This window comes from Leisingera sp. ANG49 (assembly GCF_059694505.1).
This window is the reverse complement of record NZ_JCATZN010000002.1, coordinates 250,209-263,382: the sequence shown is the minus strand read 5'-3', so window position 1 is coordinate 263,382 and position 13,174 is coordinate 250,209. Positions and strand designations below refer to the sequence as shown.

The 13,174-nt window shown below is 61.9% G+C and carries 14 protein-coding genes and 1 pseudogene; 12 read left to right on the top strand and 3 right to left on the bottom strand.

Going from position 1 to position 13,174, the window contains the following annotated elements; translation table 11 throughout:
• Positions 1-15: 15 nt before the first annotated feature.
• Positions 16-207, bottom strand: a complete 192-nt coding sequence (locus tag AC58NV_RS07705; RefSeq protein WP_497226604.1) for a hypothetical protein — start codon at positions 205-207, stop codon at positions 16-18.
• Positions 200-367: a hypothetical protein gene (locus AC58NV_RS07700; protein WP_497226603.1), complete on the bottom strand. Its 168-nt coding sequence runs from the start codon at positions 365-367 to the stop codon at positions 200-202. Before AC58NV_RS07700 ends, AC58NV_RS07705 begins: the two co-directional genes overlap by 8 nt.
• A gap of 190 nt (positions 368-557) precedes the next feature.
• Between AC58NV_RS07700 and AC58NV_RS07695 the strand changes: the two genes are divergently transcribed.
• The 10 genes and pseudogenes from AC58NV_RS07695 to AC58NV_RS07650 all read left to right on the top strand — a co-directional run bounded on the left by AC58NV_RS07695 (position 558) and on the right by AC58NV_RS07650 (position 11,007).
• On the top strand, positions 558-2,372 hold the full coding sequence (locus tag AC58NV_RS07695; protein WP_497226602.1) for an ATP-dependent nuclease: 1,815 nt from the start codon (positions 558-560) through the stop codon (positions 2,370-2,372).
• 625 nt (positions 2,373-2,997) lie between these two features.
• Positions 2,998-3,828 (top strand): cytochrome c oxidase subunit II, encoded by an 831-nt coding sequence (locus AC58NV_RS07690; RefSeq protein ID WP_497226601.1) that lies wholly within the window; start codon positions 2,998-3,000, stop codon positions 3,826-3,828.
• 111 nt (positions 3,829-3,939) lie between these two features.
• A complete protein-coding gene (locus AC58NV_RS07685) occupies positions 3,940-5,712 on the top strand; it encodes a cytochrome c oxidase subunit I (RefSeq protein WP_497226600.1) in 1,773 nt (590 codons plus the stop codon).
• Positions 5,709-6,407: a cytochrome c oxidase subunit 3 gene (locus tag AC58NV_RS07680; protein ID WP_497226599.1), complete on the top strand. Its 699-nt coding sequence runs from the start codon at positions 5,709-5,711 to the stop codon at positions 6,405-6,407. The genes AC58NV_RS07685 and AC58NV_RS07680 overlap by 4 nt, the downstream gene beginning before the upstream one ends.
• A gap of 12 nt (positions 6,408-6,419) precedes the next feature.
• Positions 6,420-7,136 (top strand): heme-copper oxidase subunit III family protein, encoded by a 717-nt coding sequence (locus tag AC58NV_RS07675; protein ID WP_497226598.1) that lies wholly within the window; start codon positions 6,420-6,422, stop codon positions 7,134-7,136.
• A gap of 9 nt (positions 7,137-7,145) precedes the next feature.
• Positions 7,146-7,511, top strand: a complete 366-nt coding sequence (locus AC58NV_RS07670; protein ID WP_497226597.1) for a cytochrome C oxidase subunit IV family protein — start codon at positions 7,146-7,148, stop codon at positions 7,509-7,511.
• 594 nt (positions 7,512-8,105) lie between these two features.
• Positions 8,106-8,867 (top strand): annotated as a pseudogene (locus AC58NV_RS07665) (YihY/virulence factor BrkB family protein); the annotation flags it as partial.
• Between the two features lie 144 nt (positions 8,868-9,011).
• Positions 9,012-9,209, top strand: a complete 198-nt coding sequence (locus tag AC58NV_RS07660; RefSeq protein WP_497226596.1) for a CsbD family protein — start codon at positions 9,012-9,014, stop codon at positions 9,207-9,209.
• A gap of 146 nt (positions 9,210-9,355) precedes the next feature.
• Positions 9,356-9,637, top strand: coding sequence for a hypothetical protein (locus AC58NV_RS07655; protein WP_497226595.1), 282 nt, complete (start codon positions 9,356-9,358; stop codon positions 9,635-9,637).
• A 128-nt stretch (positions 9,638-9,765) separates the two neighbouring features.
• The gene (locus tag AC58NV_RS07650) at positions 9,766-11,007 is read left to right on the top strand and encodes a cation:proton antiporter (RefSeq protein WP_497226594.1); all 1,242 of its coding nucleotides are present in this window, start codon (positions 9,766-9,768) and stop codon (positions 11,005-11,007) included.
• A 66-nt stretch (positions 11,008-11,073) separates the two neighbouring features.
• On the opposite strand, the gene AC58NV_RS07645 is transcribed toward AC58NV_RS07650, so the two are convergent.
• Positions 11,074-11,946 carry a LysR family transcriptional regulator gene (locus AC58NV_RS07645; protein WP_497226593.1) on the bottom strand — a complete coding sequence of 291 codons (873 nt, stop codon included), beginning with the start codon at positions 11,944-11,946 and terminating at the stop codon, positions 11,074-11,076.
• A gap of 98 nt (positions 11,947-12,044) precedes the next feature.
• Here AC58NV_RS07645 and AC58NV_RS07640 point away from each other — a divergent pair, with 98 nt between their 5' ends.
• Together AC58NV_RS07640 and AC58NV_RS07635 are read left to right on the top strand one after the other, a co-directional pair.
• Entirely contained in the window at positions 12,045-12,245 is a 201-nt protein-coding gene (locus AC58NV_RS07640) for a hypothetical protein (RefSeq protein ID WP_497226592.1), read from the top strand.
• Positions 12,246-12,480: 235 nt separating this feature from the next.
• Positions 12,481-13,173 (top strand): DUF2270 domain-containing protein, encoded by a 693-nt coding sequence (locus AC58NV_RS07635; RefSeq protein ID WP_497226591.1) that lies wholly within the window; start codon positions 12,481-12,483, stop codon positions 13,171-13,173.
• Position 13,174: the final 1 nt, after the last annotated feature.

Below are 13,174 nucleotides of genomic sequence, written 5' to 3'. Positions count from 1 at the left end.
TTGGGATTTGGGGCTTCAGTCGCCCTCGTAGACCCTCAGGATCAGGTCGAAGTCCGGCTCGCCGTATTCGCCTTCCAGTGGTCCGTTCAGTGAGTAGCCGCCCACGCAGTCGTCAAAGACTTCAGTGATCCGGAACAGGTGCTCCGGCCAGTCTTCAGATGCGCGGATGACCACCACATCGTCGGGTTGCAGGTCCAATTCAGTCATTGCCGTTCTTCCAGGCCGACACGACTGCCAGCAGCACGAGAGCCGAGACGGCGGGATGAGAGCGGGAGACAACCCAGAGAACGGTGGTCAGCACAGCTTTCGGCGGCGGGGGCAAAAGAAAACCCCCGGCGAGGACGCCGAGGGCAGATAGGTACTTCATTGTACAAACTCCTGTGATTGCTTTCTATTTTAGATGCATCAAAGGGCGCGGTTTGAGGGGCGGGGGCGTGGCGCAAAGAGAGCTACACATCCATTTGTCTGCATGGAAAATGCAGCAATTATAGGCTGTTGCCTTCACCTAGAAGAACATCTACTTTCTCGGCATAGTTGCGGGGGGGGGCGGGGGGTGCATGCGTCTTATCAAGAAAATCGAGGTCAGCTACCTCAGATCACTTTACAAATTTTCATTCGACAAAGTTGGTGATCTAAACGTTGTCTTTGGGAGAAATGACAGCGGGAAATCAAACTTTTTGAGAGCTCTAAACCTCTTTTTCAACGAGGAGACTGACCCCTATCAAGATTTCGACTTCAAGCTAGACATGTCAGACCCGCGGAAGGCGGAAGCTCGATCTGCGAAAGGCAAGCAGTTCATAGCTATTAAAATAACGTTCAACGTACCTGAAAATTACGTCTCTGCTTTGGGGGCAGAAATCGCGGTTAAAAAACAGTGGAACCGAGATGGCTACATCACCCAGTCAGTGCATCCTGCGCTTGAAGGTGCTGGAAAAGTTGCTCGTCTCACACGGTTCCTAAATGATATCGATTTCACCTATATCCCTGCGATTAAGGATCTTAGTGTCTATGCAGATTTGGTGGAGCGTATGTACGGCGCAGCCGCAGAGACAGAAGAGTTGCAAAGTGCCACTACGAATTTTGTTGATGCAATCGGTGGACGAACTACAAGCCTAACTGAACAGCTTTCCGAGATTTTTGGATCGAACACTCGGTTGGCTCCTCCGGCCGAAATGCAAACTCTCTTCAGAAATTTAGACTTTGCACATGGCACGGAGGGACACTCCCTATTTCGCCAGAAAGGCGACGGCATTAAAGCTCGCCATCTTCCGGAGTTGCTTCGCTTCATCAATGAAAACGAAGCTAGGAAAAAGCTATACCTATGGGGCTTCGAGGAACCGGAGAATTCTCTCGATCTTGGCGCGGCTGACGAGGAAGCAAGGCGGCTTCTGGGGTTTTCGGAACGACAAGACACTCAAGTCTTTGTCACGAGTCACTCACCCGCATTTTACCTTTCACAGTCGACAACAAGTGCGCAGATCCGTCGGGTCTTTATCACTAAGCAGGAGGCTTCTAGCGAAGGGGGCATGTCTCCATCCAACGCAGCGGCCACAATTGATACGCTTGCGGAAGCTGAGGCAAAGATGGAGAGGGCGGGCTTACTCCAACTGCCCTTTGTAATCAGCAAAATGGACGCTCAACAGAAGGCTCTTCAAGCGTACCAGAGTGAAGCCGAAGCACTTCGAAAGAAATTAAAGGATCTGGCTTTTCCAACCCTTTTCGTTGAAGGCAGTCATGATGTGAAGTTGTTTCAAGACGCTTTCGTACGCCTAGATATTCAAGATAAAATTTCAGTCAAAGAGCTAGGCGGCACTCCTAAGTCCGCCGAAGAGCTATTGGGAGCTTTGATGAAACAGGGGGGGATTTCGACGGAAGCCCCGAACCTATTTCTATTTGATAACGATAAGGCTGGCCGGGGAGCTTTCCGTAAGCTGTGCAAAGATGCCCCCAGCGGGACGCCATCCAAACACCAACCAAACTCATTTGCTTGGGTGCTTCAACCATCAGAGGAGTTCCGTAAATTTCAGAAAAATCATAAGATTAAGCCGGATCAAGTGTTCTTTACTGCGGAATTTCTGCTTCCAACATGTCAGACGATCCCTTTGCTCAGCCAACTGATGAACGACATCGGGTTGAAAAAATTCAAGGATTGGTCGGCGGTGATCAATGGAGATTACTGGCCAAGCCTTGGACAGAGTAAGTGTAGCGAATTGGCAAGTGCTGATCGCGAGAGCATCGAGTGGTTCTTCTCCCGAGGCGTACCTAGTTCCTTGAAAGGGCGCTTTGCCAATGAAGCGGCTGAAAAGAACATCTCCATGGCCGACGTGGACACTCATGCAGAGACGATAGCTTCTTGCTTGGGTGTTCTTTAGTTCTGCCCGCCACGTCCGCGGTCGAAATCAACTGCTAGCGGGCCTCCAGAGGTCTGCTGGCGGGTCGTTAGCTGCCAAACCGCCCCAGGATTCACTACGTTTCGCCCCAGGAACTGCCCCAGATTTGCTAGCGGCTCGGCTAAGGCGATGAAGCGGATCGGGACGCAAGGCTTCCTACCACCCCAGCCACTTTCCATGAAAAACTCAATAAAGTCAGCAGATCAGCTTCAAGTTGATGCTGGCACGGTTGCGCTGCTTTTGCGTGATAGCCGTACAGCTAACGCCGACCGCAGCCCCGTCGGGCGAACAAAAAGACAATCAAACCGGCTCTCAAACTCGTTTCTGACCAAACGCAAAGAGACTCACGTCCTTCCCACAGACACGCCTCTATCGCTCACGTTAGACCGGGTTCAACGGACGGACACCATCAGCACGCTGGCCAGCCAGAAGAGACTGCTCGATTTCCCGATCGGTGACTCGCGCAGCGTTTATGAAATCAATGGGTCGTGCCCTTAGACCGGTTCACTGGATTATTTCGCAAAAATACCCTATAGTGGTGCGGCTTACCAATAATTCTGCTTGCCGGACGTCCTGGATGTTCTGCGGGGCAGGGAAAGGGGGCGAGATGCTAATCGTGGTCGCACTCGTCTTGATCGTACTAGGGTCCATTGCGTTCCATCTGTTAAGTCCATGGTGGTGGACACCGATCGCGTCGAACTGGGACTATATCGACAACACGCTGGTCATCACCTTCTGGATCACCGGCGCGGTGTTTGCTGCCGTTATTCTGTTCATGGCCTATTGCGTGCTGAAGTTCCGGCACCGGCCGGGGCATAAGGCGGAGTTCGACCCGGAGAACAAGCGCTTGGAGTGGTGGCTGACCGGGGTGACCGCCGCCGGGGTAGCGGCCATGCTGGTGCCCGGGCTGTTCGTGTGGAAGCAGTTCGTCACCGTGCCGGAGGAGGCAACCGAGCTCGAGGTCTTTGGCCAGCAATGGAGCTGGGCCTACCGCCTGCCGGGCGCCGACGGGGTGCTGGGCACCGCGGATGCCCAATGGGTGAGCGGCGAAAACCCCCTGGGCGTCAACCCGCATGACAGGTTCGGCAAGGATGACCTGATCGTCGAGGGCGGCGAGATCTACCTGCCTGTGGACCAGCCGGTGAAACTGCTGCTGCGCTCGATCGACGTGCTGCACAATTTCTACGTGCCCGAATTCCGCGCCAAGATGGACATGGTGCCGGGCATGGTCACCTACATCTGGTTCACCCCGACCCGCACCGGCGACTTCGAGGTGCTGTGCGCCGAGTACTGCGGCACCGCGCATCCCTTCATGCGCGGCTATGTGACCGTTGTGGAGGCAGAGGAATACCAGGAGTGGCTGCAGGAGCAGCTGACTTTTGAAGAATACGCCAGCAATGCCAGCGCCGCGCAGCCGGTGCGGCTGGCGGAGAACTGACCGGCGCATCGCCGGAAGCAAGGCCTGACCGGGCCGCCCCCCTTCTGCGGCCCTGATGGTCCGGCGCGCTGAATGCCGCCGGGGATGGAGGAAGCATGCAGGGAGGAAGGCATGGTAGACCGCGGTTCTGACGATCGGATGCAACTGCCGCCGCGCGAAGTTGCAGATGTGATGCCGCCGCATGCGCACAGCTGGATCGGCAAATACGTTTTCTCGCAGGATGCCAAGTACATCGCCATCCAGTATTCCGGCACCGCCGTGGCCATCGGCCTGGTGGCGCTGGTGATGTCCTGGCTGATGCGGCTGCAGCTGGGCTTTCCCGGCACCTTCGACTTCATCACGCCCGAGGCCTATTACCAGTTTGTCACCATGCACGGGATGATCATGGTGATCTATCTGCTGACCGCGATCTTTCTGGGCGGGTTCGGCAATTACCTGATCCCGCTGATGGTCGGCGCGCGGGACATGGTGTTCCCCTTCGTCAACATGCTCAGCTACTGGGTCTACTTGCTGGCGGTTCTGGTGCTGGTCGCCAGCTTCTTTGTTCCCGGCGGGCCGACCGGCGCGGGCTGGACGCTGTACCCGCCGCAAGCGGTGCTGTCGGGCACGCCGGGCGGCGCGCAGAGCGGCATCATCCTGATGCTGGTCTCGCTGATCCTGTTCATCATCGGCTTCACCATGGGCGGGCTGAATTATGCGGTGACCGTGCTGCAGGCCCGCACCCGCGGCATGACGATGATGCGGCTGCCGCTGACGGTCTGGGGCATCTTCACCGCCACGGTGATGGCGCTGCTGGCCTTCCCCGCCCTGTTCGTCGCCTGCGTGATGATGCTGTTCGACCGGCTGCTGGGCACCTCCTTCTTCATGCCGACGCTGGTGGAGCTGGGGGAGAAGCTCAGCTACGGCGGCGGCAGCCCGATTGCCTTCCAGCACCTGTTTTGGTTCTTCGGCCACCCCGAAGTCTATATCGTGGCGCTGCCCGCCTTCGGCATCGTTTCTGACCTGATCGCGGTGCATGCGCGCAAGAACATCTTCGGCTACCGGATGATGGTCTGGGCCATCGTGATCATCGGCGCGCTCAGCTTCATCGTCTGGGCGCACCACATGTATGTGTCCGGCATGCACCCGTGGTTCGGCTTCTTCTTTGCCACCACCACGCTGATCATCGCGATCCCGACCGCGATCAAGGTCTATAACTGGGTTCTGACCCTATGGAAGGGCGATATCCATCTGACCATCCCGATGCTGTTTGCGCTGGGGTTCATCGTGACCTTTGTGAACGGCGGGCTGACCGGGCTGTTCCTGGGCAATGTGGTGGTTGATGTGCCGCTGTCCGATACCATGTTCGTCGTGGCCCATTTCCACATGGTGATGGGGGTGGCGCCGATCATGGTGATCTTCGGCGCGATCTACCACTGGTACCCCAAGATGACCGGCCGGATGCTGAACGAGGCAATGGGGCAGATCCATTTCTGGGTCACTTTCATCGGCGCCTATGCGGTGTTCTTCCCGATGCATTATGTCGGCCTGGTCGGTGTGCCGCGCAGGTACTTCGAAATAGGCGAGCCTGAATTCCTCACCGCGCCGGTGGACGGGCTGAACGCCTTTATTTCCTCTGCCGCGCTGCTCGTGGGGGCGGTGCAGGTGCTGTTCCTGTTCAACATCTTCTGGAGCCTGCGCCGCGGCCGCGAAGCGGGCGGCAACCCGTGGCGGGCGGCCTCATTGGAATGGCAGACACCCGAGACCCCGCCCAGGCACGGCAATTGGGACGAGCTGCCCGATGTCTACCGCTGGGCATACGACTACAGCGTGCCCGGGGCGCCTGAGGATTACCTCGCCCAGAATGACCCCTGGGTTTCAGACGGGGAGGACAGGCGGCTGTGACGGTCATTCTTGCCTTTCTGGCGCTGGTCGCCCTGGTTGCGGGCCTGTGGCTGTCGCAGCAGCGCCTGGCCTCCAAGCCCTGGCTGGAGACCGGGATCGCGCCCCTGGCAGGCCATGGCCCGGGCCGGGCGCCGGGGTTCATCTTCATCGCCGTCTTTCTGGCCGTGGTGGGCGGGCTGTTTGCCATGCTGGGCAGCGCCTTCGTCATGCAGATCGAGGAGACCCCTTGGGAGCTGGTGCCGCTGCCCGGACGGGTCTGGCTCAACACCGCGCTTCTGCTGCTGGCCAGCGTGTTCCTGCAGTTCGTGGTGATCTCGGCACGGGCCGGAACCACGCGCTGGCTGCGCGCCAGCCTGATCGCCGCCAGCATTGCCACGCTCGCATTCCTGGCCGGCCAGGTGCAGGTGTGGATCGCGCTGACCGCGGGCGGCTACCGGCTGGAAGGGGTCCCGGCGGCGAGCTTCTTCTATCTGATCACCGGGCTGCACGGGCTGCATGTGCTGGGCGGTATCATTGCGCTGGCGGCGGTCTGCCTGCGCCACACCGGCGCCGGGGACGTCAAGGCGCTGCTGCCGGGTGTCCGGCTTTGCGCGCTGTACTGGCACGCGCTGCTGGCGTTCTGGCTGATGCTGTTTGCGCTGCTGCAGGGCTGGGGCAACGCGTTTCTGGCGCTCTGCCGCGCCGCTGTGAGTTAAGGGGGAGGAAACATGGAGAGCAAATTCCGAGGCCAGGACCAGACCCTGCTGCAGCGGGGCCACAGCGGCTTTGCCGCCGACTGGAGTTCGGACCAGCGGGTGTTCAAGCGGGTCTCCTGGGGCAAGGCGATGATGTGGATCCTGCTGCTCAGCGACACCTTTGTCTTTGCCTGTTTCCTGGTCGCCTACATGACCGCGCGCAGCTCGACCACGGTGGACTGGCCGAACGCAAGCGAGGTCTTTGCCCTGCACATCGGCGGCCACAACTTTCCGCTGCTGCTGATCGCCATCATGACCTTTGTGCTGATCTCCTCCTCCGGGACAATGGCAATGGCGGTCAATAGCGCCTACCGCAAGGCCCGCGTTCCCACGGCCCTGCTGATGCTGGCGACTGCGGCGCTCGGGGCCGCCTTTGTGGGCATGCAGGCCTTTGAATGGACCAAGCTGATTTCCGAAGGCGCCCGGCCTTGGGAAAACCCCTGGGGCGCCGAGCAGTTCGGAGCCAGCTTCTTTATGATCACCGGGTTTCACGGCACCCACGTCACGATCGGGGTCATCTTCCTGGTGATAATCGCCCGAAAGGTCTGGCGCGGCGATTTTGACCGCGATGAGCGCAGCTGGCTGTCGAGCGGCAACGGCGACTACGAAGGCGTCGAGATAATGGGGTTGTACTGGCACTTCGTCGATCTGGTCTGGGTCTTCATCTTTGCATTCTTCTATTTGTGGTAGGGGGACGGAATGGCACACTCATCACAGACCGCCGGGACGCACGCCAAGGCTGCCATTGAGGAGCACGGCGGGCAGCAGCATCCGATCAAGCTCTATCTGCTGGTCTGGGGGCTTCTGTTCGTGCTGAGCGCGGCGTCCTACTATGTCGACTATGCCGGGCTTCAGGGGCTTTTGCGCTGGACCCTGATCCTGATCTTCATGGTGCTCAAGGCGGGCCTGATCGTGGCCGTATTCATGCATATTGCCTGGGAGCGCCTCGCCTTGAGCTATGCGATCCTGCTGCCGCCGCTGGCGCTGATCGGCCTGCTTGTGATCCTGCTGGTGGAATCCGATTACACCGTGGCTACACGGTTGATAGAATTCGGATCCCGTTAGCATCAGGCTGCATTGATTTCCGGAGCGCTGCGTGAGCCACCGTTCGAAAAATCCAAGCGATGATATGAGCGGACTCTTCTGACTGACCGGCGCGCACCAGCCGCTTGTTTTAATTGGGAAATTACCCACCCACCCTACAACCCGGCCATCAGCCTTTTCTCCAAGGAAGCCAGGACGCTGTCAGGCAAGACAGAACAGGATTCGGCTTTGGGCCCCAGTTTCCTGGACGGTTCCAGCGGGCTGACAGAACTGATTACCAGAAGCTTGAGTTGAAGCATCTGAACAAGGCCATCCGCCACGCCGGGGAACCCGCTTCGTCCTCAACCGGGCCTGGATAGTTATACACGGGAGCCACATCCCTCCAGCCCTCCCTGCGGCAGCCCATTTAGTCTTCGCCAATCATCCGGGTCCGCAGGCAGGTATATTATGCCCTATCCGGAACTCCTGCACCCCGCCCTGCGTTAGGCCTTCATGGCACGTACCCGGGAGACCGCCATGACCACGCAAGACGCCCTCGCACAGAAGCGACCGGTACCGGAGGCCGGCCTCCTCGGCCTCGCCCGCGGGATCTGAGCGCGGCAGTCCCGTGCCAATGCAGGCCTTCTGGCAGCGGGCATTGCCTTTTACGGGCTGCTGTCGCTGTTTCCTGCAATCACCGCCGGGGCGGCGCTGGCAGGGGCCGCGCTGCCGCCCCGCCTTGTCACAGAAAACTCCGAGGCACTGGCCCGTATCCTGCCGGAAGAGGCCGGCGGCATCATCCTGGCTGAGCTGCGCGGCGTGCTGGCGGCGGACAGCACCACGCTCGGCATCGCCGCCGTCGCCACCCTCGGCCTGTCTCTCTACTCCGCCTCCAAGGCGACCGGCCAGGCGATGACCGGGCTGAACGCGGTGCTGGATCTTGAGGAAAACCGCAGCTTCCTTGTGCTTACCGCCCTGAATCTGGGGCTTACGCTGTTCGCCATCCTGCTGCTGATTGCCGCCATTGCCGTCTCCGGCGTGCTGCCCGCGCTTGCACGTTGGACCGGCAGCAGCCTGCTGGAGCAGATCATGCTGGTGGCCCGCTGGCCGGTGCTGCTGCTGAAGGGCGCCTTCGGTGTCAGCATGCTCTACCGCTACGGCCCGGACCGCCCCTCCGGCGACCGCCCGTGGATCACCAAGGGCGCGGCCGCCGCCTGCCTGTTGTGGTTCGCCGCCAGCGCGGGCTTCACCGTCTATGCGGGCTCCTTCGGCTCCTACAACCAGGTATTCGGCGCCCTGGGCGGTGTCATTATCCTGCTCACGTGGCTGTGGCTGTCCGCCTATTCCGTGCTGCTGGGCGCCGCCGCCGACGCGGAACTGAGAGCCCGGCGCGGCTGAGCCTGCGGGCTCCGGCAATGCCCCGCTGCGGTGCCGGCGCGCCGCAATCCGCGCCGCGCAATCAGGGAACCCTGCATCCGCTGCGGCGTTCTTTCTATGCCCCCGCAGCGCGGCGCAAAATTTAAACACCACGGAGGACACGACATGGACGACGACCGCATCACCGGCAAATGGACCGAACTCAAGGGCCGCCTGCGCGAAGCCTACGGCGAGCTGACCGAAGATGAGCTGGAGCAGACCCGGGGTGAGCGCGCGCAGCTCGAAGGGCTGCTGCAGCAGCGCCTGGGCAAGACCAAGGACGAGGTCCGCCAGGCCGTTGACCGCATTCTCGATAATATTTGATATGGCCCGCAGAGCTGACAGCGGCGCGGACACTGCCGCCCAGCTGTGGAGGCGGCCCGGGGACACCCGCACGGGCTTGCTTTCGGTGAACAGCATCCGCCGGGCGGGGACCCGGTGTCTCTTTCATCACAGAAAGCGAGGTCGAAATGGCACTGAAAGTTGCACAACTGGAAGAAATACACTCTGAAATGTGCGGGCTTCTGGCCGAGCGCCAGGGTGAACTGGCCCGCACAGCACCCTCCGGGGAAGACACAGCCGCTAGCGATCTGGACCGGCTGGCCGCGGAAATCGGGAACTGCTCGGACGACGCGGCAAAGGTCGAGACGGCGGACGGCAAGGAAAACGAGGCGGCAATCACCGGTCTGTCGGATCGGGCCAAGCAAATCTGCTGGCGTCTCAGCAGCGGCTATTCGGGCGGCGGCAAATGACGGCAGAGCGGGGAACAGACCGCTCAGATGCGCACGCTTACCTGGCTTGAGGCACCGGCCGTCAGCTGACAGGCCGGATGCAGCATTCGGCAACCGCACACAGGCTTTTCTCCTGTACAGTACCACTTATGAACCTCACCGAGTTTTTTGAGTTCGCCCCATACCATGTGATGCTCGCCGCGGCGGGCGCTGTGATCATACTGGCCCACTGGCTGCCGCGGCTGGTCTCCTCTCGGGAGCCCGCAGCAGCCCCCCTGCTCATCCTGCTGGGCATGGCCGCCTACTGGCTGGTGCCGGACAGCCCGGCGGCGCCGGACCCGCGCCTGCATCCCGAACCCTGGGAGGTCGTCAGCGAGCTGACGGTGATCGTGGCGTTGTTTGCAGCCGGTCTGCGGCTCGACAGCCTGCGGCCCTGGAAACGCTGGGGGCCAACGCTGCGGCTGCTGCTGATCGGGATGCCGCTCACCATTGCCGCCGTTGCGCTGCTGGGCTGGGGCATCGGCGGCATGACCGCGGCCGGAGCGATCCTGCTGGGCGCCGTGCTGGCCCCCACCGATCCGGTGCTGGCAGGGGACGTGCAAGTCGGGCCGCCGATGGAGGGCGGCGAGCACCCGGTGCGCTTCACCCTGACGACTGAGGCCGCGCTGAACGACGGGCTGGCGTTTCCCTTTGTCTACCTGGGCCTGATCGTCGCCCTGCAGGGGCTCGACCCGCAGGGCTGGCTGCTGCATTGGGCGGCCATCGACGTGGCCTACCGGATTGCCGCCGGCGCCGCGATGGGGATCTGCGGCGGCTGGGTGCTGGGGCAGGTTCTTTTCATCTACCCCGGCCATGCGGCGCTGGCCAACACCGGCTCCGGCGTGGTAGCGCTGGCTGGGGTTCTTCTGTGCTACGGCTCCACCGAGCTGGTGGAGGGCTACGGCTTCATCGCGGTGGCGGCAATGGGGCTGACCCTGCGCCGGATCGAGAATGAGCACCGCTTCCACCGCCGCCTGCACGACTTTTGCGAAACCATCGAGCACGCCCTGACAGCGCTGCTGCTGGTGGCGCTCGGCAACGTGCTGCCCATCATCCTGGGCGACCTCTCCCTGGCGCTTGTGTTGATCGCGGTGCTGCTGATCGTGGTGATCCGCCCGGCAGCAGGCTGGCTGTCGCTGGCCGGCGCGCGCATCGGCCGCCGCGACCGCTTGGTAATCTCGGTCTTCGGGGTGCGCGGCATCGGTTCCATCTACTACCTGTGCTATGCCGGCGCCCATATCGAGTTCGTGAACGAGCCGGAACTGTGGTCGCTGATCGGGCTGACCATCCTGCTGTCGACCATGCTGCACGGCTTCACCGTCGGCCGCGCGATGAATGAGATCGCCAAGTGACGCGCCATCGGGCGCCCCTGGGCCGCCTGCCTGCCCAGGACAGCGCGGCAGCGCGGACGGCGGCTGTCAGTTGTCCGACTGTCTCTGCAACCAGGCTGCGAACTTTCGAGCTTCCGGGCGAAGCACGCCAGCGCGGGTGACGACATGATAGCCCCGGCCTTCACCCTCGGTGAACAAGGCGCACAGGCGGTCGGCCTGCAAATCCTCTGCGACGAACGCCTGGACACTGACCGCCACCCCCTGCCCCGCACGCACGGCCTGCATCAGCAGGTTCCCGGGCAGCCGGGTCCGCGATCCGCGCAGGCTGTCCTTGACGCCCCGCGATTCCAGCCAGCGCGAGGCTTCCGTCGTGCCCAGTTCTTCCAGCCAGGGCAGGTCCAGCAGATCTTCCGGCGCCGCCACCTGACGGCCCTTCAGCAGACTGTCCGCGGCAATCACCACCATGGGTGACGGCAGCAGCATCCGGGTGTCCATCCCGGCCCAGTTCCCGTCGCCATAGCGGATGGCAAGATCGATGCCGCCCGGCTTCAGTTCCACAATCTCGCCCCTTGGGTCCAGCACCAGGTCGATCTCCGGGTGGCTGGCCTGGAACTCCGCCAGCCGCGGCATCAGCCAATGTGCGGCAAACATCGGCGTGCAGGTAACGTGCAGCGGCCGGGCCGCACCGGCGGCGGAAATCTCTTGCACCGCAGCCTCGATCGCGCCGAACCCCAGCTGCAGCGCCCGCGCCAGATGGGCCCCGTCCGCAGTCAGCTCCAGCGCCCGGCCGCTGCGGTCCAGCAAGGCCGTTCCCAGATACGCCTCCAGCGCCCGCAGCTGCTGGCTTATGGCAGCGTGGCTGACATTCAGCGCGGCCCCCGCCTGCACCACATTCCCCGTCTCCGCGAAGGCGGCAAAAGCCCTGAGCGCCGCAAGCGGCGGCATGTGCAGCCAATCCATATGTAATCCACACTTACATAATCACATTCTTCTTAACTCGCAGGAATCGCGCATTCAGGCAAGAGTCGGGATCAGACGCCAGAACAGGAGGCCCTGCCATGCTGATTAACATCTATGCCCGTTCGATGATGACCGCCGCCCGCCAGGACTGTGTGCGGCTGCGCGATCTGCGGCCCGCAAAACCGCTGCCGGGCGCCTATCAGGCGCCATCGCGCGCACCGGGGCTGCTGGCCCGGCTCAGAGCCTGGCTGCGCGGCCGACCGCAGCGGGTCCGCTGCATCGATCCGCAGAAGATTTGACGGAAAAAAGCGCCGGTTTTCCAGGAAACGCGCGAACAGATCGGAAAACCGGCGCATGGCCCGTCTGGCCTGCACGTCGGCCTCGCGGGATTTCTTGCTGCCCAGGAGGGGGTATTGGCTAAGCAGCAAACTCTTTCACCTGCGGTTTTACCCCGCCTGCGGCGCCCGCAGTTTGATGCGGATCAAACTGGCGCAAATAATTTGCCCGGTTACAGCAGAAAACTACTCTCAGTTCATGACCAGTTTAGAGCGCGAACAGACTGCAGGCGTCGCCCGCGCGCCGCTGTCGGCGGAGGAAGTCGGCGCGCTTGCGCATCTGTACCGCGGCGAGATTTACCGCAGCACGGTCTGGCGCACCCGGCTCGACACCACCACAAACTGGTCGGTGGTGACGCTGGGTGTGGCGTTGTCGATCTCCTATTCCTCGCCCGAAGCCTCGCCGCTGCCGCTGATCCTGGTCGGCGTGCTGATCATCTTCTTCCTGATGCTGGAGGCCCGGCGCTACCGCTATTTCAACGTGTTCCGCGCCCGCGCCCGCTGGCTGGAAACGCATTTTTATACGCCGATGCTGGTCGAGGGCGACCTGCATCTGGAGGAGCACTGGCAGGACGTGCTGGCCGCCGATTATCTGCGCCCCGAATACCATGTCGGCGTGATGACCGCGATCGGGCGGCGGATCCGGCGCAATTACTTCTGGATCCTGCTGATCCAGTCGCTGGCCTATGCGGGCAAGCTGGCCGTGCACCCCACGGGCGTAACCAGCTGGCAGCAGGCTATGGGCCGGGCCGACATCGGCCCCTTCCCCGGCGAACTGGTGCTGGCAACCGGCGCCTTCTACGTGGTGCTGTGGGGCAGCATCGCCTGGTGGAGCGCCAAGACCGACGCCGCCCGCGCCGGCAAGCGCAAGTCGATGACCTCAATGGGCTGAA